Source organism: Tabrizicola oligotrophica (assembly GCF_011008935.1).
In the GTDB taxonomy this organism is placed as follows: domain Bacteria; phylum Pseudomonadota; class Alphaproteobacteria; order Rhodobacterales; family Rhodobacteraceae; genus Tabrizicola_A; species Tabrizicola_A oligotrophica.
Window position 1 is genome coordinate 31,575 of record NZ_JAAIVJ010000015.1, and the last position, 26,258, is coordinate 57,832.

32 protein-coding genes and 1 tRNA gene are annotated in these 26,258 nt (G+C 65.8%); 21 read left to right on the forward strand and 12 right to left on the reverse strand.

Going from position 1 to position 26,258, the window contains the following annotated elements; translation table 11 throughout:
- Positions 1-19 precede the first annotated feature (19 nt).
- From G4Z14_RS16515 to G4Z14_RS16525, 3 genes are all read right to left on the reverse strand, one after another.
- Entirely contained in the window at positions 20-1,582 is a 1,563-nt protein-coding gene (locus G4Z14_RS16515; protein WP_164627708.1) for a trimethylamine methyltransferase family protein, read from the reverse strand.
- Positions 1,583-1,698: 116 nt separating this feature from the next.
- Entirely contained in the window at positions 1,699-2,394 is a 696-nt protein-coding gene (locus G4Z14_RS16520; RefSeq protein WP_227751819.1) for an HAD family hydrolase, read from the reverse strand.
- A 39-nt stretch (positions 2,395-2,433) separates the two neighbouring features.
- Entirely contained in the window at positions 2,434-2,715 is a 282-nt protein-coding gene (locus G4Z14_RS16525; protein ID WP_164627712.1) for a DUF3572 domain-containing protein, read from the reverse strand.
- A gap of 94 nt (positions 2,716-2,809) precedes the next feature.
- Here G4Z14_RS16525 and G4Z14_RS16530 point away from each other — a divergent pair, with 94 nt between their 5' ends.
- On the forward strand, positions 2,810-4,285 hold the full coding sequence (locus G4Z14_RS16530; RefSeq protein WP_321573068.1) for a diguanylate cyclase: 1,476 nt from the start codon (positions 2,810-2,812) through the stop codon (positions 4,283-4,285).
- 6 nt (positions 4,286-4,291) lie between these two features.
- Here the strand turns inward: G4Z14_RS16530 and G4Z14_RS16535 are convergent, their stop codons facing one another.
- From G4Z14_RS16535 to G4Z14_RS16550, 4 genes are read right to left on the reverse strand one after another with little or no spacing between them, the layout of a single operon-like run.
- Complete coding sequence (locus G4Z14_RS16535) at positions 4,292-4,816, reverse strand: periplasmic heavy metal sensor (RefSeq protein WP_227751820.1); 525 nt, start codon at positions 4,814-4,816, stop codon at positions 4,292-4,294.
- Complete coding sequence (locus G4Z14_RS16540) at positions 4,816-5,160, reverse strand: dihydroorotate dehydrogenase (protein ID WP_164627714.1); 345 nt, start codon at positions 5,158-5,160, stop codon at positions 4,816-4,818. Before G4Z14_RS16540 ends, G4Z14_RS16535 begins: the two co-directional genes overlap by 1 nt.
- Positions 5,161-5,175: 15 nt before the next feature.
- A complete protein-coding gene (locus tag G4Z14_RS16545) occupies positions 5,176-5,772 on the reverse strand; it encodes an RNA polymerase sigma factor (protein WP_164627715.1) in 597 nt (198 codons plus the stop codon).
- Positions 5,773-5,832: 60 nt separating this feature from the next.
- Positions 5,833-6,375, reverse strand: coding sequence for an EF-hand domain-containing protein (locus G4Z14_RS16550; RefSeq protein WP_164627717.1), 543 nt, complete (start codon positions 6,373-6,375; stop codon positions 5,833-5,835).
- 200 nt (positions 6,376-6,575) lie between these two features.
- On the opposite strand from G4Z14_RS16550, the gene G4Z14_RS16555 reads away from it, so the two are divergent.
- Complete coding sequence (locus G4Z14_RS16555; protein ID WP_164627719.1) at positions 6,576-6,986, forward strand: DUF983 domain-containing protein; 411 nt, start codon at positions 6,576-6,578, stop codon at positions 6,984-6,986.
- Positions 6,979-7,587 carry an NUDIX hydrolase gene (locus G4Z14_RS16560; RefSeq protein ID WP_164627721.1) on the forward strand — a complete coding sequence of 203 codons (609 nt, stop codon included), beginning with the start codon at positions 6,979-6,981 and terminating at the stop codon, positions 7,585-7,587. Before G4Z14_RS16555 ends, G4Z14_RS16560 begins: the two co-directional genes overlap by 8 nt.
- Positions 7,588-7,611: 24 nt before the next feature.
- Here the strand turns inward: G4Z14_RS16560 and G4Z14_RS16565 are convergent, their stop codons facing one another.
- The gene (locus tag G4Z14_RS16565) at positions 7,612-8,544 is read right to left on the reverse strand and encodes a fatty acid desaturase (RefSeq protein WP_164627723.1); all 933 of its coding nucleotides are present in this window, start codon (positions 8,542-8,544) and stop codon (positions 7,612-7,614) included.
- Positions 8,545-8,645: 101 nt separating this feature from the next.
- Here G4Z14_RS16565 and G4Z14_RS16570 point away from each other — a divergent pair, with 101 nt between their 5' ends.
- A complete protein-coding gene (locus tag G4Z14_RS16570) occupies positions 8,646-9,491 on the forward strand; it encodes a helix-turn-helix domain-containing protein (protein ID WP_164627725.1) in 846 nt (281 codons plus the stop codon).
- On the opposite strand, the gene G4Z14_RS16575 is transcribed toward G4Z14_RS16570, so the two are convergent.
- The 3 genes from G4Z14_RS16575 to G4Z14_RS16585 form a co-directional block, all read right to left on the reverse strand.
- A complete protein-coding gene (locus G4Z14_RS16575; protein ID WP_164627727.1) occupies positions 9,492-9,980 on the reverse strand; it encodes a lipocalin family protein in 489 nt (162 codons plus the stop codon). It abuts the gene before it with no gap.
- Positions 9,968-10,651, reverse strand: coding sequence for a hypothetical protein (locus G4Z14_RS16580; RefSeq protein ID WP_164627729.1), 684 nt, complete (start codon positions 10,649-10,651; stop codon positions 9,968-9,970). The genes G4Z14_RS16575 and G4Z14_RS16580 overlap by 13 nt, the downstream gene beginning before the upstream one ends.
- Before the next feature lie 63 nt (positions 10,652-10,714).
- A complete protein-coding gene (locus tag G4Z14_RS16585) occupies positions 10,715-11,755 on the reverse strand; it encodes an aldo/keto reductase (RefSeq protein ID WP_164627730.1) in 1,041 nt (346 codons plus the stop codon).
- Positions 11,756-11,867: 112 nt separating this feature from the next.
- On the opposite strand from G4Z14_RS16585, the gene metG reads away from it, so the two are divergent.
- The 5 genes from metG to G4Z14_RS16610 all read left to right on the forward strand — a co-directional run bounded on the left by metG (position 11,868) and on the right by G4Z14_RS16610 (position 17,120).
- Complete coding sequence (metG, locus tag G4Z14_RS16590; protein WP_164627732.1) at positions 11,868-13,586, forward strand: methionine--tRNA ligase; 1,719 nt, start codon at positions 11,868-11,870, stop codon at positions 13,584-13,586.
- Between the two features lie 47 nt (positions 13,587-13,633).
- Positions 13,634-14,641 carry a GlxA family transcriptional regulator gene (locus G4Z14_RS16595; protein ID WP_227751821.1) on the forward strand — a complete coding sequence of 336 codons (1,008 nt, stop codon included), beginning with the start codon at positions 13,634-13,636 and terminating at the stop codon, positions 14,639-14,641.
- Between the two features lie 222 nt (positions 14,642-14,863).
- Positions 14,864-16,186 (forward strand): histidinol dehydrogenase, encoded by a 1,323-nt coding sequence (gene hisD, locus G4Z14_RS16600; RefSeq protein ID WP_164627736.1) that lies wholly within the window; start codon positions 14,864-14,866, stop codon positions 16,184-16,186.
- A complete protein-coding gene (locus G4Z14_RS16605) occupies positions 16,183-16,662 on the forward strand; it encodes a UPF0262 family protein (RefSeq protein ID WP_164627738.1) in 480 nt (159 codons plus the stop codon). Before hisD ends, G4Z14_RS16605 begins: the two co-directional genes overlap by 4 nt.
- A gap of 62 nt (positions 16,663-16,724) precedes the next feature.
- Complete coding sequence (locus G4Z14_RS16610; RefSeq protein ID WP_164627769.1) at positions 16,725-17,120, forward strand: arsenate-mycothiol transferase ArsC; 396 nt, start codon at positions 16,725-16,727, stop codon at positions 17,118-17,120.
- A gap of 3 nt (positions 17,121-17,123) precedes the next feature.
- Here G4Z14_RS16610 and G4Z14_RS16615 read toward each other — a convergent pair whose 3' ends face one another.
- Positions 17,124-17,519, reverse strand: coding sequence for a winged helix-turn-helix transcriptional regulator (locus tag G4Z14_RS16615; RefSeq protein ID WP_164627740.1), 396 nt, complete (start codon positions 17,517-17,519; stop codon positions 17,124-17,126).
- A 99-nt stretch (positions 17,520-17,618) separates the two neighbouring features.
- Between G4Z14_RS16615 and G4Z14_RS16620 the strand changes: the two genes are divergently transcribed.
- The 12 genes from G4Z14_RS16620 (at position 17,619) to G4Z14_RS16675 (ending at position 25,803) form a co-directional block, all read left to right on the forward strand.
- A complete protein-coding gene (locus G4Z14_RS16620) occupies positions 17,619-18,452 on the forward strand; it encodes an NmrA family NAD(P)-binding protein (protein WP_164627742.1) in 834 nt (277 codons plus the stop codon).
- Positions 18,453-18,662: 210 nt separating this feature from the next.
- Positions 18,663-19,076: a ketosteroid isomerase-related protein gene (locus G4Z14_RS16625; protein WP_164627743.1), complete on the forward strand. Its 414-nt coding sequence runs from the start codon at positions 18,663-18,665 to the stop codon at positions 19,074-19,076.
- Positions 19,069-19,653: a GNAT family N-acetyltransferase gene (locus G4Z14_RS16630; RefSeq protein WP_164627745.1), complete on the forward strand. Its 585-nt coding sequence runs from the start codon at positions 19,069-19,071 to the stop codon at positions 19,651-19,653. The genes G4Z14_RS16625 and G4Z14_RS16630 overlap by 8 nt, the downstream gene beginning before the upstream one ends.
- A 92-nt stretch (positions 19,654-19,745) precedes the next feature.
- Positions 19,746-20,762, forward strand: a complete 1,017-nt coding sequence (locus G4Z14_RS16635; protein ID WP_164627747.1) for a calcium-binding protein — start codon at positions 19,746-19,748, stop codon at positions 20,760-20,762.
- A gap of 529 nt (positions 20,763-21,291) precedes the next feature.
- Positions 21,292-21,510 (forward strand): translation initiation factor IF-1, encoded by a 219-nt coding sequence (gene infA, locus G4Z14_RS16640; protein ID WP_108434436.1) that lies wholly within the window; start codon positions 21,292-21,294, stop codon positions 21,508-21,510.
- Positions 21,511-21,520: 10 nt separating this feature from the next.
- A complete protein-coding gene (locus tag G4Z14_RS16645) occupies positions 21,521-22,096 on the forward strand; it encodes a Maf family protein (RefSeq protein ID WP_164627749.1) in 576 nt (191 codons plus the stop codon).
- Entirely contained in the window at positions 22,093-23,139 is a 1,047-nt protein-coding gene (locus G4Z14_RS16650) for a ribonuclease E/G (protein ID WP_164627751.1), read from the forward strand. The genes G4Z14_RS16645 and G4Z14_RS16650 overlap by 4 nt, the downstream gene beginning before the upstream one ends.
- Entirely contained in the window at positions 23,136-23,324 is a 189-nt protein-coding gene (locus tag G4Z14_RS16655; RefSeq protein ID WP_164627753.1) for a DNA gyrase inhibitor YacG, read from the forward strand. Before G4Z14_RS16650 ends, G4Z14_RS16655 begins: the two co-directional genes overlap by 4 nt.
- Positions 23,325-23,430: 106 nt before the next feature.
- Positions 23,431-23,506: transfer RNA gene (locus G4Z14_RS16660), tRNA-Phe, on the forward strand.
- 98 nt (positions 23,507-23,604) lie between these two features.
- Positions 23,605-24,792, forward strand: coding sequence for a tyrosine-type recombinase/integrase (locus G4Z14_RS16665; RefSeq protein WP_164627755.1), 1,188 nt, complete (start codon positions 23,605-23,607; stop codon positions 24,790-24,792).
- A gap of 65 nt (positions 24,793-24,857) precedes the next feature.
- Positions 24,858-25,217, forward strand: a complete 360-nt coding sequence (locus G4Z14_RS16670) for a hypothetical protein (protein ID WP_164627757.1) — start codon at positions 24,858-24,860, stop codon at positions 25,215-25,217.
- A 112-nt stretch (positions 25,218-25,329) separates the two neighbouring features.
- Positions 25,330-25,803, forward strand: coding sequence for a hypothetical protein (locus G4Z14_RS16675; protein WP_164627759.1), 474 nt, complete (start codon positions 25,330-25,332; stop codon positions 25,801-25,803).
- Positions 25,804-26,258: the final 455 nt, after the last annotated feature.

The following is a 26,258-nucleotide window of genomic DNA, read 5'->3' on the forward strand; positions in this document are numbered from 1 at the left end:
AGTCGACGAGGAGAGGCGATCAGAAATCCGTCGGCGCCCCACCCTCCTGCTTGCGGCGGGCGACAAAGCGCTTCAGCTCTTCCTGATGGTCGCCGTTCATCTCCGGTGCTTCGAACTCGGCCATGATCTGCTTGTAGATCCGGTGCGCGCGCTCGGGCGTCCAATGCGCGCCATCCGCGGCCCAGGCCTCGTAATTGCGCCAGTCGCTGACGAAGGGCTGGTAGAAGGCGGTCTGGTAACGGTCCTGCGTGTGCTGGCAGCCAAAGTAATGCCCGCCCGGGCCGACCTCGCGGATCGCATCAAAGGCGATGTCGTCTTCGGTCGTGGCCCAGATCGGGCTTTCGAAATAGCGCTGGATCATCTGCAGCACTTCGCAGTCCATGATGAACTTTTCAGGCGAGGCGATCAGCCCGCCCTCCAGCCAGCCCGCCGCGTGATAGACCATGTTGGTGCGGCTTTGCACCGCCGCCCACAGGCTGTTGGAGGTTTCCCACATCGACTGGCCGTCCGGCACGTTGGCCGCGCAGACCCCCGAGGACCGCAGCGGCACCTTGTAATGCCGCACCATCTGCCCGGTCATCTGCGTCGCGCGCATGTATTCCGGCGTACCAAAGGCGGGGGCGCCGGATTTCATGTCGACGTTCGAGGTGAAGGTGCCAAGCGCAATCGGGCAACCGGGGTTGACGTATTGCAGCAGCGCCGCCGCCGCGAGGCCCTCGGCCATCGACAGCGCCACCGCGCCCGCCATGGTGACCGGGGCCATGGCGCCCGCCAGCGTGAAGGGGGTGATGACCACGGGTTGCCCGCGCCGCGCCAGCCGCAAGGCCCCGTCCAGCATCGGGAAATCGTGCTTCAGCGGCGAGACCGAGTTGATGTTGGTGTACATCCGCGGCCGGGCGTCGAACTCGGCATGGCTCAGACCGCCCGCGATGCGGACCATCTCCATCACATCCTCGACCCGCTCGGCGCCCAGCGAATAGGCGTGAACCACCTTGTCCGTCAGCGTCAGCTTTTCATAAAGGCAGTCGAGGTGGCGGACCGAGGCGTGGATGTCCACCGGCTCCACCGGATAGCCGCCGGCGATATGGATGCAGTTGAAATACTGCGTCAGCTTCATGAATTCCTTGAAGGTCTCGAAATCGCCCGAGCGTTTGCCGCGTTCCAGATCCCAGGCGTTCGGCGGCGAGGAGACGTTGACGAACAGCATGTGCTTGCCGCCCATCACGACCTCATGGTCGGGGTTGCGCGGGGTGATGGTAAAGCTTTCGGGCGCGTGGCCCAGCATCTCCATCACGAAATCCTCGTCCATGCGGACGTTTTCACCCGTCACCTTGCAGCCGGCCTTTTTCAACAGGCCGACCGCCTCGGGGTTCAGGAACTCGATGCCGATATCCTTCAGGATCCGCATCGTGCCCTTGTGGATGGCCTGCACGCCGTCGGCGTCCAGCGGCTCGGTCGGGCGGTCGGGGTTGACCGGAATCCGCCACGGCATCTGGTCGATGGCCGCCGACCCGGCACGGGTCTTGTTGCCAGCCCGGCCCCCGGCGCGCACGCGCTTGCGTCCTGCGGTATCATCGGTCATCTTCGTCCCCATCTTGCCGGCCCGCTCGCGGGGCTTTTACCCAAGATGGACGAAAGACCCCGGGCACGCGAACAAAACGAGCGACATTTTCTGTCGTTTTTGGCGAATGTCGCAGATCAGAGCCGGCGTTGCGCGTCGATCCAGGCGGCCAGATGGCTGATGTCAGGCAAAACCACGTCGGCATGGGGGGCAAGTTCGGCGGCCTCGGCGATGCCCGTCAGCACGGCCACCCGCTTCATTCCCGCCGCGCGACCGGCGTGCAGATCGTGCAGGCTGTCGCCCACCATGACCGCCCGCGCGGGCGCCACCCCGACCCGACCGGAAAAGGCCAGAAGCTGGCCCGGCGCGGGCTTGCCGCCCCAACCGGAATCGCAGCCGGCAACGAAATCGAACAGATCCAGCACGCCTGCCCCCGCCAGATGCGCCCGCGCCGGGGCCTCGGTATCATTGGTGGCAAGGCCCAGCTTCAAACCGCGCGCCTTCAGCCCCTCGAACACCTGTCGCAACGGGGCGGCCGGAGCCTGCGGCGCGGTTTCGGACATCTCCGACAATGTGTCGAGGAGGAAGCCCTTGTCCATGTCGCGCACGAAACCATGCAGGAGATCGACGAGTTCCGGCGTGGTGGAGGCGATGACCGGGCTGGATTTCTCGAAAACCCCGGTTGCCCGGTCATAGCCAAGCTGCCGCTCCAGCACGACCGGGTCGACCCCGTAGCCGGCCAGAAATCCGATCGCCCGTGCCGTCCAGCCGCCCCATGTGGCGCGGAAGTCAAAAAGCGTGCCGTCCTTGTCGAAAATTGCCGCGTCGATCATGGTTCCCCTCATTTGCCCCAGCATTGCCTGCGCCGCGCCTCAGGTCCAGTGCGGATCGCGTCCCCCCGGCAAGCCTTGCCGCGCCTCGCCCAGCGCCGTCGGCGGCAGGTTCAGGTCGCGGGTGCAGGCCAGCACCCTGTCATCGGTTTCCAGCAGGAAGTCGATCATCGCCGCCAGAAAATGCGGATCGCGGGCCAGTCGCGCCAGATCGCCGGGCGAAGCGCCCGAGGCGTTAAGGAATCCCCCCAGCTCCTCGGGCTGGCCCACCAGCCAGCCAAGAGCCTGCAAGGCGGTGATTTCAGCGGTTTCTTGCCGGCTCATGGCGGGTTCCCCAAGGTTGTTCACAGAAAAGCGACGAGTTTGATCAACTCTGTTACCCTTTCGGAAAGGATTTCTTAACCACTTGTCGGCCAAAGTGAAGGCTCTCAAGGATGGCTGGCAGGGTGGAGGCTGGCAAGCGCAAGGCAAGGGGTCGATGGGTGGCAAGGTTCTCATAGTGGACGATGTGGCGACCAATCGCATCGTCATGAAGGCCAAGCTGACCGCCGCCGGGTATCTTCCCGAGGTGGCCGCGGACGGCGGCACCTGTCTTGTCATGGCCAAGGCGGGCTTGCCCGATCTCATCCTGCTCGATTTCGCGCTGCCGGACATGCCGGGCGCCGAAGTGCTGCACCGCCTGCGCGCCGAACCGGCAACACGGGACATCCCGGTGGTGGTGTTCTCGGCCAGCCAATCCGCCGCGAACCGGATCGAGGCCTTTCAGGCCGGCGCGGATGAATTCCTGCTCAAGCAGCTGGATGACCAGACGCTGATGGCGCGCATCCGCAGCCTTGTCCGCGCGCGTGAGGCGATGGCGGGTCTCGGCTCTGCACTGGGTCAGGGACTGGCCCCGGCCCCGGCAGCCCTCCCTCCAGCCGGGCTGGCTGAACCGGCGCGCAGCTACCGTCCTTCGGGCACGGTGGCGCTGATCCTGCAACGGCCCGAGGTGGCGCTGTTTCTCAGGCGCAGCCTTGCCGGCAGGCTGCAGGACGGTCTTGTCACGCTCAGCCCGGAAGACGCGCTTGCAGGCAGCTTGCAGGCGGGTCCGAGCCCTGACCTTTTCATCATCGACGCCGATCTCGCGATTCAGGGCGGCGGATTGCGGCTGATGTCGGATCTGCGCAGCCGCACCGGCACGCGCGAAGCCTCTTTCGCCATCTATTGCGGCCCCGACAGCCCGATGTCTGCCGCCATGGCCTTTGACCTTGGGGCGAGCGACCTGTTCACCCCCGATATGCCGGCGCAGGAACTGGCACTGCGCCTGCACCGGCTGATGGCGCTGAAACGGCGGGCCGACCAGCTGCGCGCCTCGGTGCGCGACGGGTTGCGGCTTGCGGTGATCGACCCGCTCACCGGGCTGCACAACCGCCGCTACGGGCTGGCCCAGATGCAGGCGATTGCCGAACGGGCCCGCGCGACCGGGGCGGTCTTTGCGATTCTGGTCGCCGATATCGACAATTTCAAGTCGGTGAATGACCGCTTCGGCCATGCGGCAGGGGATGCCGTGCTGGCCGAGGTTGCCCAGCGCCTGCGGCTGAACCTGCGGGCGGGGGACCTGATCGCCCGCATTGGCGGCGAGGAATTCCTGATCGCGCTGCCCGACATCGCCTTGCCCGAGGCGCGCGCCATCGCCGAGCGGCTTTGCCTTGCCATGTCGGACCGGCCTTTCCAGCTGGCCCGGGAGCAGGCCTTGCCCGTCACCATGTCCATCGGGCTTGCCATCTCCGAAGCCGGCGCGACACCCGCGCAGATCGAAACCGTCACAGACATCTTCGACCGGGCGGACCGGGCGCTGTTGCGGTCGAAAACGGCCGGGCGCAATCAGGTGACGATCAGCCGTCGCGCCGCCTGAGGCGGCTCAGTCCTGTTTCGGCTCGCGCCCGTCGTCGTCGCGGTCCTTGCGGTGGCGCAGGCCATCCTCCAGCCGGTCGGCGAAGGCGCGGCGTTCCGCCTCGGGCATGGCGGCGACAAAGTCCTGCAACAGGTCCTGCCCCAGCCGCAACTGATGTTCCATGCGCTCGTGCTGGGACTCCATGCGATCATGGAAGGCCTCGGGGTCAAAGGGCTCGGCGCGCAGGAGCGCCAGCAGCGCCTGTGCATCCTCGCGCATCAACCGCCGGGAGTTGCGGATTTCCGGGGCCTTTTCAAACAGGGCCCGGCGCAGCGCCTTGCGGTCCTCGGGCGAGAGCGCCTCGCTATAGGGGCCAAAGCCCAGATCCCGCGCCATGCCCCCGCGCATCCCCGGCCCGTCGCGGAAGATCGCCCCCGCGACCAGCCCCAGAACCGCAAGGTTCAGCGCCAGAGACAGCGCCAGCGCGATGCGCAGGCCCTTGCCGGATTTCAGTGTCTCGATCGGCGAGTTATCCATAGGCGGGGTGGTCATCACGGGGCCTCGTCCAAAAGGGCATCAATGCCCGGCATCATGTCGATCTCGGCGGTATCGGTGTTCAGGACCGCGCTCATCACGCCAAGCTCCACCGGCTGGGCAAAGCCGATCCAGAACCCCGCGAGCGTGGCCGTGACCATGCCGGCCAAGGCCCCGCCGCCGCCAAAGATCGCGGCAAGGCTGGCCAGAAGGCCGGGCCGTTCCGGCGCGCGGCGCGCGGCCGGCGCGGCTTGCAGCGCGGCCTCGGCGTCAGAGATCACCCGCGCGCTCAGGGCGGCGGAGGGCCGGGGGGCCTCGGCGCGGGCGGCGGCGAACAGGCCGTCAAGATCGTCATCGGTCATCGTCTTTCCCCCTTCTTACAGCCCCAGCGCGGCCTTCCGGCCGGCCAGCGCCGCAGTCAGCGCGCGTTTGCCCCGCGCGGTCAGGCTTTCCACGGCTTCCACCCCGACCTCCAGAATGGCGGCAATCTCGGGATTTGAAAGCCCTTCGATATGGCGCAGCACCACCGCCTGCCTCTGCCGGTCGGGCAGCGTGGCAAGGGCGGATTGCAGCGCGTCGGCGCGTTCGCGGCTCAGCAGCGCCGCTTCGGTGTCGGCGCGGTCGTCGGCGGGCTCGGCCACATCGTCCAAGGCCTCGGCCCGGCGACGGGCGCGGCTGCGCTGGCGATCGGTGCAAAGATTGACGGTGACGCGGTAAAGCCAGCTGGAAAGCTGCGCCTCGCCCGCGCGCCAGACCCCGGCCGCGCGCCACAGCCGCAGCATCGCCTCTTGCGCCACATCCTCGGCCTCGGCCCGGTCGCCCAGAAGCCGGGCGGCAAAGCCATAGACCCGCCCCAGATGCCGCGCCGTCAGAAGCCGCGCCGCCTCGGCATCGCCCCGGCCATAGAGCAGCAGAAGCGCGTCGTCAGAGAGCGCATCCATCTCGGCAAGGGCGGTGTCGCGGGGCATGGTCATCCGGGGCCAAGTCTAACGGGTCAGTCGGGCGGGCGCAAACCCGCCCCGGGAAGGTGCGGCTCAGTTGTCGCCGCTCATCCACTTCCAGAAGCCGCCGCCATGCTTGCCGTGACCCCGGCCCATGCCTTCGCCCTCGCCCATATGCTCGGCCATGCGGATCTTCATGGCGTCCATTTCCGCAGTGGAAATCGCGCCGTCGGCATCGGCGTCCGCCCGCTCGAACATCTTGTCGACCATCGGCATGGCGTCCATTTCGGCCACCGAGACGAACCCGTCCTTGTCGGCATCAATCCGGTCGATCATCGCCTTGGCCATCTCGGCCCTGCGCGCGGCCTCGGCCTTTTCCCGCATGGCGATCAGTTCCTCGGCCGACAGCTTGCCGTCCTTGTTGGTATCAGCCTCGGCGAATCTGGCGGCGCGGTCGGCGGCCAGTTCCTCTTTCGTCACCTTGCCGTCCTTGTCGGCGTCCAGCGCCTCGAAGTGCAGCATCATGCCGCCCATGGGGCCACCCATCGGGCCCTTTTCTGCCAATGCGGCGGTCGACAGCGTCGCACCGACCAGTGCGGCCAGCATCAGGGCGGAATGTTTCGCGGAAAGGGTCATCTTTTCGTCTCCGGTCTTTTCGGGCCTGCCCATGTGCAGGCCGTTCATGCCTTTCAAACGCCGGGCTGCGGGCTTTCCGTCGCAGAATTGTCGCGCCACGATCTGCGGGGGTTGCGACAAAGCCGCCCGGTCTGCTTTTCCCCCTGTTCCAAGCCCCACCCGAGAAGCTATATCTGCGCCACACCTTGCAGGATGCCGCCATGACCGAAACTGCCACCCCCGACCTTGACGCCGAAGACCGCCCGTTCTGGCCCTCGGTCCTGCGCGGCTGGAAGGGGCATTGCCCGGCCTGCGGGCAAGGGCCGATGCTGAAGGGCTATCTCAAGGTGCGCGACACCTGCCCGGTTTGCGGCGAGGACCTGCATCACCACCGCGCCGATGACGGTCCGGCCTATCTGACGATCCTGATCGTCGGCCATCTGCTGGCGCCGATCATCGGCTTCGTCTATGCCAGCTGGCGGCCCGAACCCTGGACCATGGTCACGGTGTTTTCGGTCGGCACTGTGGCGCTGTCGCTCTATCTTCTGCCGCGGCTGAAGGGCGCCTTCGTGGCGCTGCAATGGGCCAAGCGCATGCATGGCTTCGGCGCGGGCGATCCGGCCGATGTCTGAGGCGGCGGCAGAACCCGTCCGCGCGGCGGCCACGGTGATCCTGTGGCGCGAGGCTGGCGCCGGGCGCGAGATCCTGATGGGTCAGCGCGGTGCGGGGGCGGTGTTCATGCCGTCGAAATATGTCTTCCCCGGCGGCGCGGTCGATGCCGAGGACCGGGCCGGCGCGGCAGCCCCGGTCTCGCCCGATTGCCGGGCACGGCTTGGCCAGCGCTGCTCCGAAGATGCGCCGGATGCCGACACGCTGGCCCGCGCCGCCTTGCGCGAACTGCATGAGGAGACCGGCCTGCGCCCGGCCGCCGGCGCCCCGATGCGCTTTGTCTTTCGCGCCATCACCCCGCCCGGCCGCAGCCGCCGCTTTGACGCGCGGTTTTTCCTGATCCCGGCTGCCGGGGTGCAGGGCGATGCTCAAGGGTTCTCGGATGCCACGGATGAGCTGTCGCATCTGCACTGGATCGGCCTTGCCGAAGCCCGGGCGCTGGACCTGCCCTTCATCACCGAGGTGGTTCTGGCCGAAGTGACCGCCCTTCTTGCCGGGGCCGAACAACCCGGCGTGCCGTTCTTCGACAATTCCGGGCCGGTGCCGACCTTCCGGCGGCTTTGACGGGCCGTCGGGCTGAAGCCCGGCCTACACCGGATCGGCGTCGTTGCGGTCGGATTTGCGCACCGGCCAGACCGGATGCGGCACCGGGTCTTTCGCCTTGAACAGGAACTGCCGGAAGATCTCGCCATAGCCGGCATAGACATAGGACTCGTTCCGGCGCCGGTAATGATCGGCCTTCTGGGCATAAAGCGCCGGCAGCCTGTACCACGGCAGCGCCGGGTGGCAGTGATGCACCACATGCAGATTGTTGTTCAGGAACAACAGGGAAAGCGGTCCCTTGTCCTCGATGATGACAGTGCGGGCGCGGAAGGCCTCATGCGCGCGGTGTTCCAGATAGGTGCGGATCTTCAGCAACCCGTAACCGATATAGGCCGCCACGATCCACGCCCAGACCGGCATGTCGGTAAAGCCCCAAAGCCAGATCAGCACCGGCACGAAGCCCAGGGCATGCAGCAGCCAGGACTGCAGGATCCGCCGCTCCCCCGCGCGCATGCGGGCGATGTCGGGGCCGGAGAAGAACCATGTCCCGATCGCCGGACCCAGCAGGATGCGCCCCAGCAGCGTGTTGTTCAGACGCAAGAGCCGCTGCACCGGGCGCGAGGTACGCTCCCAGACCCTGGGGTCCATGTAATTCGACTCCGGGTCGTCGTAGGGGTCGGTCAGGTTCGGGTCATAGTGGTGCTGCAGATGGGTGTCCTTGAAGCGCAGATAGGGTACGAAGACCGTCAGCGCCGGAAAGACCAAGGCGTCGTTCAGCATCTGGTTGCGGAACGGGTGGCCATGCAACACCTCATGCTGCAGCGAGGAATACTGCGCGATGGCAAGCGCAGTGAGGACGATCGCCAGCAGCCCCGACACCGGCCACAAGAGCGTTCCTGCCGCAAAGACCGCATAGGTCAGGGCCAGCATGGCCAGCGTCGGCCATTCGGTTTCACGGGTCGGTGCGGCGGGGGACATCTTCGGCTCCTTCACTTGCGTCAAACGTAGCACTTGCAAGGAGCAGCCGGAACTTGGAGGATACGCAACATAAAGTCGCAGATGTTCTGGAAAGTCACCAGATGACGGATAAACGCAACCGCGCTGCCCTGTTCCGCGACAGGCTGGCGCAGGCGATGGCCGCGGGCGGTCAAAGCCAAAGCGCCTTGGCGCGGGCGATCGGGGTGGACCGCTCGACGCTTTCGGCGCTGCTTGCTCCTGGCACCCGGTTGCCGAATGCGCAGGTGGTGGCCGAAGCCGCGGCCGCGCTCGGGGTTTCCTCCGACTGGCTTCTGGGTCTGGCTGCGGCCCCTGCCCCGGTCGATCAGGCACTGGCCCATGCCGTCGAACTGACCGAGGCCCCCCGCGCGCTGTTTGACGCCGCGATCTATGGCTGGCATCGCGAGGCGGCGGGCTACAAGATCCGCCATGTGCCGGCCTCGCTGCCCGACATGCTGAAAACCCGCGCGGTGGTGGAATGGGAATACCGCGACGCGCTTGGCGGCACTGCCGAGGCCGCGATTGCCGGGTTCGAGGCGCAGCTTGACCATCTGCGCGGCGCGCGGTCGGATTACGAGATCGCCCTGCCCTTGCACGAACTGGCCGCCTTTGCCGCTGGCACCGGCTATTGGGCGGGCCTGCCGCTTGCGGACCGGACTGCGCAGCTGGATCGGCTGATCCGGCTTGCGGACGAACTTTACCCCGGTCTGCGGCTGTATCTGTTCGACGCGCACCAGGTGTTTTCGGCCCCGGTCACGGTCTTTGGTCCGCATCTGGCGGTGATCTATCTCGGGCAGTCCTATGTCAGCTTCCGCGATCCGGCCCGCGTGGCGGCGATCTCGGCGCATTTCGACTGGCTGGTGCGCGCGGCGCCCTTGGGCGCGCGCGACGTCGGCGGACATCTGCGGGCGCTGCGGGCCGGGCTTTAGTCACATCGGGCGGAACTGCGACAGGTCGTAGCCGTTCCACTCAAGGATTTCGCGCGCCGCGGTCAGGCGGTCGGAGGATATCCCGCCGCCCCGGTTCAGCACAAAGCCGAAGGCGCCTGAGGGCGTGCCGATGACCAGTGTGCGATAGTCGCCGTCAGCCCACAGCACCCACCATTCCTGCCCGGCGATGGCGAACCGCCCCGGCCCGACAGGCTGCAGTTGCCCCGCCCCCCTGATGTCGCGCCCGCCAAGGCACAGCCGGAACGCCGCCTTGCCACCGGGCTTGATGTCGACCCCTCCGGGTTTGCAGCCGCCCTCTGGCCCGAAGGCGCCCACCTGCTGCCAGCGCCCCGGCAACCTGGCGGCGTCAAACACGGCCGAGGAGTAGACCTGCCCGCCCTTGGGGCGATAGGCGCCCTGCGGCAGATCTGCCGGTCCGGCCCCGCAAGCGGCAAGCAACAGCGCGGCAAGCAGCGTCAGTCGAGACACAGCGTCACCTCGCGCCCGTCGGCCTGAAGGATGTCATTGCAGCCGAACATCGGGGTAATCGGCGCACAGGTGCCGGACCGGGCCAGGCAGAAGCCCTCGCATTGGGTCTGCCGGGTGCAGGCCTTGCCGGCGTCCTTGGTGCGGGTGACGCAGGCCTTGGCGCCACCTTTGCCCGCCGTGGCCCAGACCCCGCCGGATTTCAGGCATTTCGCCGCCTCGGGCGTAACCGGTGGCGCGGCAGGCGCTTCCTCCTCCCCCTCTTCGGAGGCCTGCGGCGGCGTCGCCTCGGCCGCTTCTTCGGCGGGCTTGGCCGGCGCGGCGGGTGCGGCCTTGGCCGCCTCGGCGGCGGTGATGGCGTCCTGCGAAGCATCCACCTGACCGGCGACCGGCGCGGCCAGAGCGGGCCGGGCCTTGGGCGGTTTCGGCGCGGCCGCTGGCCCGGCGGGCTTTGCCTGTGCAGCCTCGGCCGCAGTGATGGCGTCCAGCGAGGCATCCACCTGACCGGCAACCGGAGTGGCCGCTGGCCCGGCGGGCTGAGTGGCGGGCGCATCGAGGCTTTGCACCGTCACCTCGGCGCCGGTGATCGGGTTCGCCGCCGGTTTGCCGGGCTTTGCCCCCGGCAGGACACAGGCCGAAAGCAGCAAGGCTGCGGCCAGAATGGCCAGGCGCATGGCTTTCCTCCCTCGTGTCCGGTCCGGCGGCACTTGGCCAGAAGCCGAAACGATCCGCAAGGCCTAGAACGGCATCGGATGGGCGCGATGGACTGCGTCGATACCGGCCAGAACCTCGTCCGACAAGGTGATCTCGGCCGCGCCCAGCGCGATGTCCAGTTGCGCAAGGCTGGTGGCGCCGATGATCGGGATGCAGGGGAAGGGCCGCGACCGGCAGAAGGCAATGGCCATCTGCGCGGGGTTCAGGCCATGGGCGGCGGCAAGCCCGAGATAGGCCGCCACGGCCGGAAAGACCTGCGGCGTGATCCGCCCGCCAAGCATGGGATTGAGGCTGCGGCGGCTGCCCTCGGGCGTCACATCGCCCGCGTATTTCCCGGTCAAGAGCCCGGTCGCCAGGGGCGAAAAGGCCAGAAGCGGCAGGTTTTCCATATGCGAAAGCTCGGCCCAGTCGCTGTCGAACTGGCGGCAGAGCAGCGAATATTCGTTCTGCACCGTCGCCATGCGCGGCAGTCCGTGGCGCTCGGCCAGCGAGAGCCACTTTGCCGTGCCCCAGACCGTTTCATTGGAAAGGGCAAGATGGCGGATCTTGCCATCGGCAATCAGTTTCGCCGCTTCGTCAAGTATTTCAATCATATGAGCTTCAGTCTTGAAGCGGTCTGCGGCCCGGGGATCAAAGGCCCAGATGTCGCGAAAGTGATAGGTGTCGCGGTTCGGCCAGTGCAGTTGGTAAAGGTCGATGTAATCGGTCCCGAGCCGCCGGAGCGCCCCTTCCACCGCCTGACGCAAGGCGGCGGGCGTCAGCGCCGCCCCGTCCCGCACCTCGGCCCGGCCCGCACCCGTCACCTTGCTGGCCAGCACCACCCGGTCTCGCCCGCCCTTGGCAAGCCATGTGCCGATGATCTCCTCGGTCCGCCCGATGGTATCGGCAGAGACCGGGTTCACCGGGTACATCTCGGCGGTGTCCCAGAAGGTCACCCCCCGCTCCAGCGCCCGGTCCATCTGGGCGTGACCTTCCGCTTGCGTGTTCTGGGTGCCCCAAGTCATGCTGCCCAGGCAAAGCTCCGAGACCATCAGGCCGGTCGTGCCAAGCGGGATCTGTTTCATGGCCGTCTCCTTTGGGTTCAAGGTAGCCAATGCCGATCCAAGGGCAAGGGGGGCGCTTCCCCCCGCCCCCACCTTGCGCTAAAGGGAGCGCGACAGCGGACAAGAGGGCGCCATGGCACGGATTCTTATCACCTCGGCCATTCCTTACATCAACGGCATCAAGCATCTGGGCAATCTCGTCGGCAGCCAGTTGCCGGCCGACCTGTTTGCGCGCTTCAACCGGGCGATGGGCCATGAGGTGATGTTCATCTGCGCCACCGACGAACACGGCACGCCGGCCGAACTCGCCGCGGCCAAGGCCGGCAAGCCGGTGGCGGACTATTGCGCCGAGATGCATGACGTTCAGGCCGAGATCGCCAAGGGCTTCCGGCTGTCCTTCGACCATTTCGGACGCTCGTCCAGCCAGCGCAACCACAAGCTGACCCAGCATTTCGCGGGCGTGCTGGCCCGGAACGGCCTGATCCGCGAAGTCAGCGAGAAGATGATCTACTCGATCGACGACGGCCGCTTCCTGCCCGACCGCTACATCGAGGGCACCTGCCCGAACTGCGGCTTTGACAGTGCGCGCGGCGACCAGTGCGACAACTGCACCAAGCAGCTTGATCCGACCGATCTCATCAACCCGCGCTCGACCATCTCCGGCTCGACCAATCTGGAGGAGCGCGAGACCAAGCACCTCTACCTGATGCAGCGCGCGCTGAAAGACAAGCTGGAGGCCTGGATCGACAGCAAGACCGACTGGCCGATCCTGACCACCTCGATTGCAAAGAAATGGCTGAACGATGGCGACGGGTTGCAGGACCGCGGCATCACCCGCGATCTGCATTGGGGCATTCCGGTGATGAAGGGCGACCAGCCCTGGCCCGGGATGGAAGGCAAGGTGTTCTACGTCTGGTTCGACGCCCCCATCGAATATATCGCCGGCACCGCCGAATGGGCCGACGCGAACGGCCTTGGCGATGAGGCCTGGCAGCGCTGGTGGCGGTTGGACAAGGGCGCGGCGGATGTGACCTATTACCAGTTCATGGGCAAGGACAACGTGCCCTTCCATACCCTCAGCTTCCCGGCGACCATCCTTGGCTCGGGCGAGCCGTGGAAGCTGGTGGATTACCTCAAGTCCTTCAACTATCTGAACTATGATGGCGGCCAGTTCTCCACCTCGCGCGGGCGCGGGGTGTTCATGGATCAGGCGCTCAGCATCCTGCCGTCGGATTACTGGCGCTGGTGGCTGCTGAGCCATGCGCCGGAATCCTCGGATGCCGAATTCACCTGGGAGAATTTCCAGGCCAGCGTGAACAAGGATCTGGCCGATGTGCTGGGCAATTTCGTCAGCCGCGTCACCAAATTCGCCAAGTCGAAGCTTGGCGAGACGGTGCCGGCGGCGGGCGAGTTCGGCCCGATGGAAACCGCGCTGATTGCCGATCTCGGGGCGCGGATCGCCGATTACACCCGCGCCATGGAGGCGATGGAGGTGCGCAAGGCCGCAACCGAGTTGCGCGCGATCTGGGTGATTGGCAACGAATACCTGCAAGCCGCCGCCCCGTGGTCGGTGGTCAAGACCGACCCGGACCACGCGCAGGCGCAGATCCGCCTCGCGCTGAACCTGATCCGCATCTCTGCGATCCTGTCCGCACCCTTCATTCCCGATGCGGCGCAGGCGATGATGACGGCGATGGGCTCGGACGACTGGACCTGGCCAACGGACGTGCATGACGCCATCCGCGCCCTGCCCGCGGGCCACAGCTTCAGCGTGCCCGAAAACCTGTTCCGCAAGATCACCGATGAAGAGCGCATCGACTGGCAGGCCCGCTTCGCCGGGATCAGAACCTGATGCGCCATGCGCCCCCCTCTGCTATGCTGCCGTCAGATGAGGGGCAGATGACCGATCAGCAGAAATTCGTTGCCAAGGGCACCGCCCATGTAAACCTGGTGGCCAGGCCCGAAACCGTGGATGTGGCCTTCGTGCTGTTGCCGAAGTTCACGATGCTGGCCTTCTCGGCGGCGCTGGAGCCGATGCGGATGGCCAACCAGCTGACGCAACAGGTGCTGTTCCGCTGGACGGTGCTGTCCGACGACGGCAAGCCGGTAGCCTGCTCGAACGGTGTGCCGATCGTGGTCGACGGCGCCTGGGCGGATGCCAGGCCCGAAGGCATCGTGCTGGTGGTCTCGGGGGTGGAGCCCGAAGGCAAGGCCTCGGTCGCGCTTGGCGACTGGCTGCGCGGCCTCTGGCGGCGCGGCCGCACCGTGGGCGGGCTCTGCACCGGGGCCTATGCGCTGGCACAGGCGGGCATCCTCAAGGGCCGCCGCTTCACCATGCATTGGGACAACACCACCGCCTTTGCCGAGAACTTCCCCGATCTGGAACCCAGCCGCCAAGTGTTCTCCATGGACGACCGGGTGATGACCTGCGCTGGCGGCGTGGCGGCGGCGGACATGATGCTGAAGCTGATCTCCGACCGGTTCGGCGCCGAACTCGGGCAAGAGGTCATGAACATGTGCCTGTTGACCCAGCGCCGGGACGAGGCCGACAGCCAGACCGCCAGCCTTGCGACACGGCTCGGCACCCGCCACGACAAGCTCTTGCAGGCCGCCGCCTATCTTGAAGCGCGGATCGAGGAAGATCTGGACCTTGACGGCTGCGCCGAACATCTGAACCTGTCGCGCCGCCAGATCGAGCGGCTGTTCAACCGCTATCTCGGCATTACGCCGGTGCGCTACATGAATGACCTGCGGCTGGCGCGCGGCCGGGCGCTGCTGGCGGAAACCGACATGAAGGTGACGGATGTCGCGGTGGCCTGCGGCTATGCCTCGACCTCGCATTTCTCCAAGAGCTTCCGCAAGAAATACGGCGTCAGCCCCTACCGGTTTTCCCATTTCGGCGGCTGAGCCGCTCGGGATCGGCGTCGGAGCCTCCGGCTGCGCGGCATGCGCGCATGCCGGTTTGGATATTTATTTCCACGTTGAAGGGCGGGTGCTTTGCTGCCTTCAATGTGGCGCAAATATCCCGCGGGGTGAATGCGCCGCAGGCGCAGAGGGGGCGCGCAGCCCCCTTTTTCTTGCGCTGCCGCAGGGGCTGGCCTATGGGAAACGCAAGAACCGGAGCGAGCCATGCCGACCTTTCTGAACACCCGTGATGCCGATTTCGAGGCGCGTTTCACCGCCCTGCTGGGGCAAAAGCGCGAGGACAGCCCCGACGTCGACGCCGCCGTCGCCGCAATCATCGCCGATGTGCGGGCGCGGGGGGACGCGGCGGTGCTGGAGCTGACGGCGCGGTTCGACCGGCTGGAGCTGACGGCGGGCGGGCTGGCATTCTCCGAGGCCGAGATCGACGCCGAAATCGCCAAGGTTTCCGCTGCGGATCGCGCCGCGCTGGAACTCGCGGCGACACGCATCCGCGCCTATCACGCCCGGCAGATGCCGGAAGATGCCCTCTGGCAAGAGCCGACCGGGGCGACCCTCGGCTGGCGCTGGACGCCGGTTTCGGCCGCCGGGCTTTATGTGCCGGGCGGGCTGGCCTCTTATCCTTCCTCGGTGCTGATGAACGCCATTCCGGCCAAGGTCGCGGGGGTAAAGCGGCTGGTCATCACCTGCCCGACGCCGGGCGGCGTGGTGAACCCGCTGGTCTTGCTGGCCGCCCGGCTGTCCGGGGTGGATACGGTCTATCGGATCGGCGGCGCGCAGGCGGTGGCGGCGCTGGCCTATGGCACCGAGACCATCCGGCCGGTGGACAAGATCACCGGGCCGGGCAATGCCTTTGTCGCGGCGGCCAAGCGGCGGGTGTTCGGCAAGGTCGGCATCGACATGATCGCCGGGCCGTCGGAGATTCTGGTGATCGCGGACGGCGAGAATGACCCGGACTGGATCGCGCTTGACCTGCTGAGCCAGGCCGAACATGACGAAAGCGCGCAGTCGATCCTTGTCACCCCGGATGCGGCCTTTGCCGCGCGCGTGGTGGCGGCGGTGGAAAAGCGGCTGGAAACGCTGGCCCGTCGCGCCATTGCCGGGGCAAGCTGGCGCGACTTTGGCGCGGTCATCGTGACGCGCGATCTGGCCGAGGCGGCCGCCCTGTCAAACCGCCTCGCCCCGGAGCATCTGGAGCTTTGCGTGGCTGATCCCGATGCCCTGAGCCTTGCGATCACCCATGCCGGGGCGATCTTTCTCGGGGCATGGACTCCGGAAGCGATCGGCGATTACGTTGGCGGGCCGAACCACGTCCTGCCTACGGCGCGGTCGGCGCGGTTCTCTTCGGGTCTGAGTGTCATGGATTTTGTCAAACGCACCACCTTGTCGAAAATGACCCCCGAGGCGCTGGCGGCGATTGGTCCGGCCGCCGAACGTCTGGCTGCCAGCGAAAGCCTTGAGGCGCATGGATTGAGCGTCACGGCGCGGCTCGGGGCGCTGAACGGGGCGCCGAACGGGGGGCGGCCATGACCAACCGCATCTGCCATATCGAGATCGACGAGCGCGGCCTTGCCCGGCCGACGCCCGAGATCGAGCAGGAGCGCAAGGTCGCGATCTTCGATCTTCTGGAAGAGAACTCCTTCGGCCTGCCGGCCCGGGATGGCCGCGCGATCCCGCCCGGCCCCTACCGTCTGGGTCTGGCGATCCGCGAGGGCCGGCTGGTCTTTTCCATTGCCGCCGAGGACGAAACCCCGGTGGGCGAGTTTCATCTGTCCCTTGGCCCGTTCCGGCAGGTGGTGAAGGATTACTTCCAGATCTGCGAAAGCTATTTCGACGCCGTGAAGCGCCTGCCGCCCAGCCAGATCGAGGCGATCGACATGGCCCGGCGCGGCATTCACAACGAGGGCGCCTCGGTGTTGCAGGAGCGGCTGGACGGCAAGGCCGAGGTCGACACCAACACCGCCCGGCGGCTGTTCACCCTGATCTGCGTGCTGCATTGGGGGTAAGAGTGGCCGACTTCCCGCAAGCCGTGCTGTTTTGCTGCGACCACAACGCCGTGCGCTCGCCCATGGCCGAAGGGCTGATGAAGAAATTCTACGGCCAGCGCGCCTATGTGCAGTCGGCCGGCGTCAAGAATGACATGGAGATCGACGGCTTTTCGGTGGCGGTCTGTGCCGAGATGGGGATCGAGCTGTCCCGCCACCGCTCGCGCTCGTTCGAGGAGATGCAGGAATGGGGCGACGATCTGGGGCAGTATGACCTGATCATCGCGCTGTCGCCTGCGTCAAGGAAGATGGCGCTGGATCTGACCAAACATTACCACCTGACCGTGGAATACTGGCCGATCATCGACCCGACCAGTCTGGGCGGCAACACGCGCGAGGCCAGGATGGCCGCCTACCGGCAGGTACGCGACCAGATCCGCGACAAGCTGCTGGAACGTTTCGGGCCGCCGCAGGTCTGAGCGCTATTCGGCGGCCTTCGGCATCCGGGCGGCCATGATGCGCGGCACCGCCCCCTCGATCCAGCGGATCATCGGCACCAGATGGTTCGCTGCCTCGTGGCCGAGGTCCGTCAGTTCATAATCGACATGCGGCGGCACAACGGCGTGGGCGGTGCGCAGCACGAAGCCGTCGGCCTCCAGCTCTTGCAGGGTTTGCGCCAGCATCCGTTCGGAAATGCCGCGCACCTGCCGGCGCAGGCCGGAAAACCGGTGCGGCCCCATGGCCAGCGCCACCATGACCAAGGCACCCCAGCGGCTGGTCAGGTGCTGCAGGATCGCGCGGGACGGGCAATCAGGGGCCAGAACATTGCCGGCCTGCCATTGGTCGAACAGCACCTGTGCAGCGGTCTTGATGGTCATGTGCGCTCCTGCATAATACTTACAAAATCGTGCGTACTTCCGTTTCGGAAGTAATACGGTATCTCTGGGCCGTCAACCATGGATCACAGGAGAACCGCCATGACCATCGCCATTACCGGAGCCACCGGCCAGCTGGGCCGCCTTGCCATCGCCGCGCTGAAAGCCCGCGGCGCGGCGCCCGTCGCTTTGGCCCGCAGCCCCGAAAAGGCCGCCGACCTTGGCGTCGCGGTCCGGGCCTTTGACTACGCCCGGCCCGATGCGGCGGCACTGGACGGCATAGAGACGCTGGTGCTGATTTCGTCGAACGATTTCACCGACCGGGTCGGGCAGCACAAGGCAGTGATCGCGGCGGCCAAGGCGGCGGGCGTCGGCCATGTGATCTACACCTCGATCCTGAAGGGCGAGAAAAGCCCGATGCTGCTGGCCGCCGACCATATCGGGACCGAGGCGGCGCTGAAGGCGTCTGGCCTGCCGCATACCCTGCTGCGCAACGGCTGGTATACCGAGAATTACACCGGCAGCCTTGGCGCGGCGCTGGCGCATGGCGGCATGGCCGGGGCGGCGGGCGCAGGGCGGGTGTCGACCGCCGCGCGCGCCGATTATGCCGAGGCGATTGCCGTAGTGGCGCTGGACAAGGACCATCAGGGCAAGGTGCATGAGCTGGCGGGCGACGAGGCTTACCAGCTTGCGGACATGGCCGCCGAAGTGTCGCGCCAGAGCGGCAAGACCATCGGCTATTCTAGCCTGCCCGAGGCCGATTATGCCGCGATGCTGATCGGCTTCGGCCTGCCCGAGGGGTTCTCAAAGGCACTGGCGGACAGCGACGCGCAGGCCGCACAGGGCGCGCTGTTCGATGACAGCCGCAGCCTCAGCCAGCTGATCGGCCGCCCGACGACACCGATGGGCGCGACGGTCAGGGCGGCACTGGCCTGAGCCTCTGGGCTGAGGCTCTGATCCGCGGCGAAGCGGGGGTTTCACACCCCCGCGCGGGTTTGGCAGCGCCAAACCCGCTTCCCCCGTGGGATATTTGAAAACAGATGAAGGCAGGGGCACGGATGTCGGTTTTGCTCCCCGACCCGGCCTTTCCGGCTTGGCCCCTGCCCCGCCCCGTGGCAATCATGCGGCCAGACGCAGGAGGACCGCATGAGCCGCTCGACCGCCGAAGCCACGATTGCCGCCTATTATGCCGCCTTCAATGCGGGCGATATCGCGGGCATGCTGGTGACGCTGCACGACGACTTTGCCCATCATGTCAATGAAGGCGCCACCCGGCTGGGCAAGGCGGCCTTTGCGGCGTTTTGCGACCATATGTCGGCGAGCTACAAGGAAGAGCTGCAGGGCATGGTCATCATGGCCAGCGCCGACGGAACGCGGGGCGCAGCGGAGTTCGTGGTGCATGGCCAGTATCTGAAAACCGATCCCGGCCTGCCCGAGGCGCATGGCCAGCGCTATGTGCTGCCGGCCGGCGGGTTCTTCACGCTGAAGGACGGCAAGATCACCCGGGTGACCACCTATTACAATCTGACCGACTGGACCCGGCAGGTTCAGCATGGTTGACGTCCGCATCCTGACCGGGGCCGAGCTGGAGGCCCATCTTGACGACGTTGCCCGGTTGCGCATCGCGGTGTTCCGCGACTGGCCCTATCTGTACGACGGCACGCTGGAGTATGAGCGCGAATATCTGAAGACCTACCGCGACAATGTCGGCGCGCTGCTGGTCGGGGCCTTCGATGCCGGCATTCTGGTCGGGGCCTCGACCTCGACCTTCATGGAAGATCACGCCGAGGCCTTCGCCACCCCCTTGCGGCAGATCGGCCTGCCTGCGGGCAGCATCCTTTACGGCGCGGAATCGGTCCTGCTGCCGGCCTATCGCGGTCAGGGGCTGGGGCACCGCTTCTTTGACCTGCGCGAGGCCCATGCCCGCGCCCATGGCCGGACCCATGTCGCCTTTTGCTCGGTGGTGCGGCCGGACGACCACCCGCTGCGGCCGGTGAGCTATCGCACCAATGATGCGTTCTGGCGCGGCCGGGGCTATGCGCCCCTGCCCGGCGTGCTGGCGGAATTTTCCTGGAAGGATCTGGGCGACACCGGCGAGACGGCGAAGAAGCTGCAATTCTGGATGCGGGCGCTGTAGGGCCGCCTTGCGCCGCGCAGGAGCCGCTTGCCTGACGGGCCGGGCGCGGCTAGGCTTTCGGCGGCTTCAAATTGATTTCTCAGGAGAATGCAATGGCGCAGTTCGTTTCCAATGCGAGCATGAATTTCAGCGGGTTCAATCTTTCGATACTCTTCAGTTCCTACGGCCAGTTCGGCTTCTGGGACAGCATCAACCTCGTGGTTGACAACACGGTTGTCCCGGGGTTCGAAGGCACCTATTTTGCCAGCGACATCGCAGCCCTGTATAACGGCAGCTCCCCGTTTTCGTCGTACGACTATCTGATCCTTGCCGGTGACAACTTGCAGTTCGACAGCGCCGATATTCCGCTCTCCGGCACCTTTACCGGTTTTTACCAGCTAAACCCGACGGGCGAGTCCACCGCGATGGCGGGGTTCGAGCTCGACATGGTGGAGGTCTACGCCGCCGCGCAGACTACAAGTGTTGCCGATGACCGGGCGATCCTCAACCAGATGCTGTCCGGCGACGACCGCATCCTGTGCTCGGACTTCGGCGACCAGGTGTTCGGCGCGGCAGGCCATGACCTGATCGTCGGCGAGGCCGGCCATGACACCTTGGCAGGGGACGGCGGCGATGACTCGCTGCTCGGCGGCACGGGCGATGACCTGCTGAACGGGGGGGCGGGTGCGGATTCCCTCGCTGGCAACAGCGGCGCTGACACCCTCCTCGGCGGGGCCGGCGATGACCGCCTGCTGGGTCAGGCCGGTGCCGACCGTCTGCAGGGCGGGCTGGGCCGGGATGTGATCTATGGCGGGTCCGACAGCGACCGCGACGTGTTCGTCTTTGTCGCCGTGGCCGACTCTGCGGCGGACGCCACGCGCGATGCGATCTACAATTTCGTGAGCGGCACCGATGACATCCATCTTGGCACCATCGACGCCGATACCGCGACCGGCGGCAACCAGAGCTTTGGTTTCAGCGGCCAGACCGCGGCGGACAACAGCGTCTGGTATACCGTCGTCAGCGGCAATGCCGTGGTCCGCGCCGATGTGACCGGCGACGGGATTGCCGATTTCTCGCTGCGTCTTGTCGGGGTCACCTCGCTCAGTGCCGGGGATTTCGTGCTGTAAAACCAGCCCTTCAGGCCTGCGGCGCGCGGCCGGGAAACTGGCTGCGCCCCCTGCGCGTGGAGCCGTCCCCGACGGGTCTTTGCAGCCGCGGCCCGCATCGGCCCCTGCAGAGCCGATGCGGTGCCAAGACAACTGATGGCGCTCTGCGGTCATGGTGATTTCCCGGCAAAGTCAATGTGTTGTGACGCTTTTCCCGATCACGTGCGCTTGCAGCCTTTGCCCGGCGGGGGAGAACGCCGCCCCCCGCCAGCAGCTGTCGCCCGCCCGGTCCGCGCGATCTCCCAGCCGGCGCTTGGCCGAAGGCGGCAGGAACAGCCCTGACCTCCCCCTGCCGAGACCGGCCCCGACGCCCCCCGCGCGCTGCGCCGCGATGGCGATGTGTCGCGCCCGGCGCCTTCATCGGCACAGCCTGACGGGCGCTCAGGCAACCAGATTGCAATTTTCCCTTGAAAACCGGCTGATTCCGGCGCATACGCGCGGCCATGCCTGCACCGGGGTTCCGGGCGGGCCAAACCCCATTGGAGAGACCATGGCCAAGGAAGATATCCTCGAATTCCCCGGTGTCGTAAAGGAACTCCTGCCGAACGCGACTTTCAGGGTTGAACTCGACAACGGCCATGAGTTGATCGCGGTGATGGCAGGCAAGATGCGCAAGAACCGCATCCGCGTTCTGGCGGGCGACAAGGTGCAGGTGGAAATGACCCCCTACGACCTGTCGAAAGGCCGCATCAACTATCGCTTCAAGTAAGCCGCTTCCCTTGCGCTTCATTCTCGGATCAGGCAGCCCGCGCCGGAAGGAACTTCTGGCGCAGCTGGGCATCACGCCCGATGCCATCACCCCCCCCGACATCGATGAAGACCCGAAGAAGGGCGAACTTCCCCGCCCCTATTGCGCGCGTCTGGCCCGGGAAAAGGCGGCGGCGGTTGTCGCCGGCGCGGACGATGTCGTGCTGTGCGCCGATACCACCGTGGCCCTTGGCCGCCGCATCCTTGGCAAGCCGCGCGATGCAGGCGAGGCGGCAGCCTTCCTGACCGCGCTTGGCGGCCGTCGGCACGAGGTCATCACCGCTGTCGCCGTGCGCCGGGGAAGCCGGATCTGGACCCGCGAAAGCGTCTCGGCGGTCAAGATGAAGCGGCTTTCGGACGCTGAACTGAACGCCTATCTCACGGGTGGCGAATGGCATGGCAAGGCCGGGGGCTATGCCATCCAGGGCGCAGCCGGGGCTTTCATCCCGTGGATTTCGGGATCGTTCACCGGCATCGTCGGCCTGCCGCTGGCGGAAACCGCCGCCCTTCTGCAAGCCGCCGGATATCCGGTCTGGAGACAGCCATGACCAAGGGCCGCGTTGTCCTTCTCGACGACCTCAAGGGCCGCCCGGCCGCCGCGCTGATGGTGGACGGCCAGCTGGAAGATCTGGCGATCGACCCGGAGGGAGAGGCCATCCTGCCCGGCGCGATCTATCGCGCCATCGCCGACCGTCCGATGAAGGGTCAGGGCGGCATCTTCGTGAAACTGCCGGGCGGGGCTTCGGGCTTCCTGCGGCAGATCTCCGGCATCAGCCCCGGTCAGCGCCTGCTGGTGCAGGTGACAGGCCCGACGGAACCGGGCAAGGCCACCCCCGTCACTGCGCGGCTTCTCTTCAAGTCGCGCCATGCCATCATCACCCCCGACGCCCCCGGCCTGAACATCTCGCGCGCCATCCGCGACGAGGAAACCCGCGCGGCGCTTGGCGATCTGGCCGAAGGCGCCATGGCTGGGGCTGACCCGCGGCTTGGCCTGATCCTGCGCTCGGCCGCGGCCGAGGCGGATGAGGACGAGGTGACAGACGACATCGCCGCCATGCGCGATCTCGCCACCGCCCTGCTCGCCGATCTCGACGGCGGCCCGGAACTCCTGCTCGACGGCCCCTCGGCGCAAGACACCGCCTGGCGCGACTGGAGCCACCCTGCCCCCGACATGGTCGAGGACCGCGCCGGCAGTTTCGAGGCCTTTGGCGTGCTGGAGGCCATCGAAGCGCTCCTCGCCCCCCGCGTGACCCTGACCGGCGGCGGCCACATGATGATCGAACCGACCCGCGCGCTGGTGGCGGTCGACGTCAACACCGGCCCCGACACCTCACCCGCTGCGAGCCTGAAGGCCAATATCGCCGCTGCCCGCGAATTGCCGCGCCAGTTGCGCCTGCGGGGCCTTGGCGGTCAGGTGGTGGTGGACTTCGCCCCCCAGCCGAAGAAGGACCGCGCGATCCTGGAACAGGTGATCCGCGCCGCCTTCAAGGGCGAGGGCACCGATGTGACGCTGGCCGGCTGGACCACGCTTGGGCTTTACGAAATGACCCGCCGCCGCGACCGCCTGACGCTGGCCGAGCTGCTGGCATGAGCTGCCCGATCTGCGCCAAGGCCAGCGATCCGAAGTACCGCCCGTTCTGCTCGCGCCGCTGCGCCGATGTCGATCTGGCGCACTGGATGCGCGGCGACTACGCGCTGCCCGCCGACGCGGCAGAGGACGAAACCCCGGCCGATCTCCCCCCCGGCCCGCCCGGCCTTGCTCCGCGCCCGCAATAAACGGAAAAGCCGCGAATTTCCGCCAAATCCCTCTGGACAGCTCCGCGCCGCTGCACTATCACCCGCCCACCAACCAAGGCCGCACCGGAAGGTACCCTTGAACAGTGCCCAGATAGCTCAGTTGGTAGAGCAGCGGATTGAAAATCCGCGTGTCGCTGGTTCGATTCCGGCTCTGGGCACCACTTAAATCCCTGATATCATTAGACTTTTATGATCGTCGTTGATCCATTTTGAGCGTCGGATTAGGTTATACACAGTTATACACTCAATCCTTGGCCACATGACGGATGAATCCCCCAACCGGGTGACCTCGCTGCGCAAGCTGCGGCCAGGGCTCGCAATCTACATGACGGCGCGCAGCCCGTTCTGGATGGTGCGGCTGCGTGATTCCTCCGAGGGCCGCTATATCGTCCGGTCGACCAAGGAGACCTCGCGCATCGAAGCCATTGCTGCCGCGAACGAATTCGCCGACTCCTTCTTCAAGAAGGTGAACAGCGATCAAGCCCGCAAGGCGACCACCAGCTTCGAATATTACGCCACGCAGATGCTGGGGATGCAGAAGGCCTCGGCCAAGACCCACGACAGCGATCGCAAGCTGCTTTACCGGCAGAAGGACGGGATCGTCCGTCATTTTGGCGATCATGACGTCAGCAAGATCACCACGAAGATGATCCGGGAATACCTCGTGCAACTCGACAAGACGCGCGGGAAGCCCTTGGCCGACTCAACGCGCGCCAAGCATGTCATCGTGATCCGCAAGGTTCTCGCCCTGGCGGTCGAGGATGGGCTCTTGAAGACGATCCCCGTCATGCCAAAGCAGAAGACGACCGATACGCCCCGTCACACCTTCACCGACGACGAATACAAGAAGTTCATGAAGGCTGGCGCTGACTGCGTCACCCGTGGCGATGAGGTTCGAGGAATCAAGATCACCGGCCATCACCTGCGGATGTTCAGGTTCCTCGTCCACAGCTTCCTGCGCCCTACCAAGGGCGAGCTGTTCGGGTTGCGCCACAAGGACATCAAGGTGGGCAGCAAGCCACCGCATCTGGAAATGTCAGTGCATGGGGGCAAGACGGGCAGACGGACCAGCGTGACGATGCCGATCTGTGTGCCGCTTTATAGGGGGATGCTGAACCCGTTCAGCGAGCAAGGCCCCGACAAGAACGCCTTTGTCTGGATGCCGGAATACACCAACCGAACCACGGCGATTGATACAGCACGGCGCATCTTCAACCACATCCTTGCAAAAGCCGATCTGGTGGACGACGAGCGCAAGCTGTCGCCCTATTCCCTGCGCCACTATGCGCTGCAATCACGCTTGAGAGCGTCGAACGGCAGGGTGAACATCTACACGCTGGCGAAGAACGCCGGGACGTCCGTGGACCAGCTGGAACGGTTCTACCTGAAGAAGATGGCCCCGACGAAGGAGATGATCGAGAACTTGCAGTGGCGTGATGAGGTCTGATCGCCCTGTGGACCTTTGGGAAAGGCTGTTGGACCCCCTCCCGCATCGATAGGAGGACACCGCCCATGGCCCTGACATTCGCCGCCCACAAGAAGCCCCGCACGCTGGATCGTGTCTCGCAGCGCCGCCAGAAGATCATCACCGGGATCGACCAGCAGATTGCCGTTCTCGACCAGCATCGCCAAGGACAGCCCGTCAAGAACGCTTGGTTCTGGCAGGATGGCGATGGCCGCTACTTCCTGTCGATCCGCTATGGCCGACCCGAGGTCGAACTGGCCAAGGGCATGTTCTCCATCGAATGCGCCGATATCGCCGCTGTGGGGGATGCTCTGAAGGAGGTCCGGGCGATGGTGCTGAAGGGCAAACTGGACGAGGGTCTTCAGAAAGCCAGCGACACGCTGCGCGCCAAGTTCAAGGCCGATTGATCAATGGCGGCATGGGCGACCTTGCCGCAATTTTCGTTACGATTTCAGCTCCACCCCGATAAAGAGCAGATAAAGATTAGATAAATACCCTTGATTAACAAAAGGGTATTCCATGATCCAATCCGCCTTGAAGCATTTCTACCTAAGGCATCCGGTTCCGAACCCGATCAACATCACCCTGACGCAAAAGCAGGTCGTTGATGGGCAGCGCATTGATGATGAGATTTCATCAGCGAACTTCAGGCACTTCCGGAACCTGTTGAACAGCCACCTGTTTGGGAACGCTTACAAGCGCCATGGGCGCCAACTGGCGATGCTGGTGGTCAGAGAGAATGGCGCATGGCATCGCCACCACATCCACGCGATCATCGAAAAGCCGGACCATCTGACCATTGAGGAATTCATCGCGCTGGTCCTCGACTGCTGGACCAAGACGCGATTTGGATATCGTGAACACCATTTTGAACAGCCTACGACCCAAGAAAGGAAAACAGGATGGCTGAACTACCTTTTGAAGAAGAGGAGCAAGGACGACCTTGCCTCCTCGATTGATTGGGCCAATTCCACCTGCTTTGAGCGTCGCTGAGCACAGTCTCCTTCGCGAACCCAATTGATAGCCAGTGGCAGGTCACCTGACCTGAGGAAAGGACCGACAGGGCGTCTGGTCTTTAATTCTTACTGTATTCCAAAGGAACCTGAAGGAAGCCTGAGCAGGATAAGCAAATGGAAGTCTGATGGCTAAAAGCCAAAGGCCACCAACAGCAAGCCCACAGGCCCCCAATCAAAAAGCTGGCAACCAGCCACCAGATCAGCAACTGCATCCTGATAAATCCCAAACAGGAAGCCCCGATCAGCCCCAAGGGGTCAGGTGAGGACAGGGGCAAGGCCCAGATCGCACTCTCCCGGCAAAGGGCCTGACCTGCCCCCCGGTCGTCCCTCGTTCATAACGAGAGTCCTTGGGGTTGATAGGCATCGGTTTCAGGTCTGGCAAGCGCGCCGGGCGCGTTGCCATCAAGTAGCTCAAGCGTCCGGCGCGCTTCT

What these genes read in the sequence shown, in the direction of transcription:
- G4Z14_RS16540 (WP_164627714.1), bottom strand. Translation starts at nt 5,160, where the DNA reads ATGACCGATGACGATCTTGACGGCCTGTTCGCCGCCGCCCGCGCCGAG.
- G4Z14_RS16605 (WP_164627738.1), top strand. Translation starts at nt 16,183, where the DNA reads ATGACCAACCGCATCTGCCATATCGAGATCGACGAGCGCGGCCTTGCC.
- G4Z14_RS16615 (WP_164627740.1), bottom strand. Translation starts at nt 17,519, where the DNA reads ATGACCATCAAGACCGCTGCACAGGTGCTGTTCGACCAATGGCAGGCC.
- G4Z14_RS16555 (WP_164627719.1), top strand. Translation starts at nt 6,576, where the DNA reads ATGACCGAAACTGCCACCCCCGACCTTGACGCCGAAGACCGCCCGTTC.
- G4Z14_RS16560 (WP_164627721.1), top strand. Translation starts at nt 6,979, where the DNA reads ATGTCTGAGGCGGCGGCAGAACCCGTCCGCGCGGCGGCCACGGTGATC.
- G4Z14_RS16550 (WP_164627717.1), bottom strand. Translation starts at nt 6,375, where the DNA reads ATGACCCTTTCCGCGAAACATTCCGCCCTGATGCTGGCCGCACTGGTC.
- G4Z14_RS16580 (WP_164627729.1), bottom strand. Translation starts at nt 10,651, where the DNA reads ATGCGCCTGGCCATTCTGGCCGCAGCCTTGCTGCTTTCGGCCTGTGTC.
- metG (WP_164627732.1), top strand. Translation starts at nt 11,868, where the DNA reads ATGGCACGGATTCTTATCACCTCGGCCATTCCTTACATCAACGGCATC.
- G4Z14_RS16665 (WP_164627755.1), top strand. Translation starts at nt 23,605, where the DNA reads ATGACGGATGAATCCCCCAACCGGGTGACCTCGCTGCGCAAGCTGCGG.
- G4Z14_RS16620 (WP_164627742.1), top strand. Translation starts at nt 17,619, where the DNA reads ATGACCATCGCCATTACCGGAGCCACCGGCCAGCTGGGCCGCCTTGCC.
- G4Z14_RS16515 (WP_164627708.1), bottom strand. Translation starts at nt 1,582, where the DNA reads ATGACCGATGATACCGCAGGACGCAAGCGCGTGCGCGCCGGGGGCCGG.
- G4Z14_RS16635 (WP_164627747.1), top strand. Translation starts at nt 19,746, where the DNA reads ATGGCGCAGTTCGTTTCCAATGCGAGCATGAATTTCAGCGGGTTCAAT.
- G4Z14_RS16520 (WP_227751819.1), bottom strand. Translation starts at nt 2,394, where the DNA reads ATGATCGACGCGGCAATTTTCGACAAGGACGGCACGCTTTTTGACTTC.
- G4Z14_RS16585 (WP_164627730.1), bottom strand. Translation starts at nt 11,755, where the DNA reads ATGAAACAGATCCCGCTTGGCACGACCGGCCTGATGGTCTCGGAGCTT.
- G4Z14_RS16625 (WP_164627743.1), top strand. Translation starts at nt 18,663, where the DNA reads ATGAGCCGCTCGACCGCCGAAGCCACGATTGCCGCCTATTATGCCGCC.
- G4Z14_RS16650 (WP_164627751.1), top strand. Translation starts at nt 22,093, where the DNA reads ATGACCAAGGGCCGCGTTGTCCTTCTCGACGACCTCAAGGGCCGCCCG.
- G4Z14_RS16675 (WP_164627759.1), top strand. Translation starts at nt 25,330, where the DNA reads ATGATCCAATCCGCCTTGAAGCATTTCTACCTAAGGCATCCGGTTCCG.
- G4Z14_RS16565 (WP_164627723.1), bottom strand. Translation starts at nt 8,544, where the DNA reads ATGTCCCCCGCCGCACCGACCCGTGAAACCGAATGGCCGACGCTGGCC.
- hisD (WP_164627736.1), top strand. Translation starts at nt 14,864, where the DNA reads ATGCCGACCTTTCTGAACACCCGTGATGCCGATTTCGAGGCGCGTTTC.
- G4Z14_RS16525 (WP_164627712.1), bottom strand. Translation starts at nt 2,715, where the DNA reads ATGAGCCGGCAAGAAACCGCTGAAATCACCGCCTTGCAGGCTCTTGGC.
- G4Z14_RS16595 (WP_227751821.1), top strand. Translation starts at nt 13,634, where the DNA reads ATGACCGATCAGCAGAAATTCGTTGCCAAGGGCACCGCCCATGTAAAC.
- G4Z14_RS16655 (WP_164627753.1), top strand. Translation starts at nt 23,136, where the DNA reads ATGAGCTGCCCGATCTGCGCCAAGGCCAGCGATCCGAAGTACCGCCCG.
- G4Z14_RS16535 (WP_227751820.1), bottom strand. Translation starts at nt 4,816, where the DNA reads ATGACCACCCCGCCTATGGATAACTCGCCGATCGAGACACTGAAATCC.
- G4Z14_RS16630 (WP_164627745.1), top strand. Translation starts at nt 19,069, where the DNA reads ATGGTTGACGTCCGCATCCTGACCGGGGCCGAGCTGGAGGCCCATCTT.
- G4Z14_RS16610 (WP_164627769.1), top strand. Translation starts at nt 16,725, where the DNA reads ATGGCCGAAGGGCTGATGAAGAAATTCTACGGCCAGCGCGCCTATGTG.
- G4Z14_RS16570 (WP_164627725.1), top strand. Translation starts at nt 8,646, where the DNA reads ATGACGGATAAACGCAACCGCGCTGCCCTGTTCCGCGACAGGCTGGCG.
- infA (WP_108434436.1), top strand. Translation starts at nt 21,292, where the DNA reads ATGGCCAAGGAAGATATCCTCGAATTCCCCGGTGTCGTAAAGGAACTC.
- G4Z14_RS16670 (WP_164627757.1), top strand. Translation starts at nt 24,858, where the DNA reads ATGGCCCTGACATTCGCCGCCCACAAGAAGCCCCGCACGCTGGATCGT.
- G4Z14_RS16545 (WP_164627715.1), bottom strand. Translation starts at nt 5,772, where the DNA reads ATGACCATGCCCCGCGACACCGCCCTTGCCGAGATGGATGCGCTCTCT.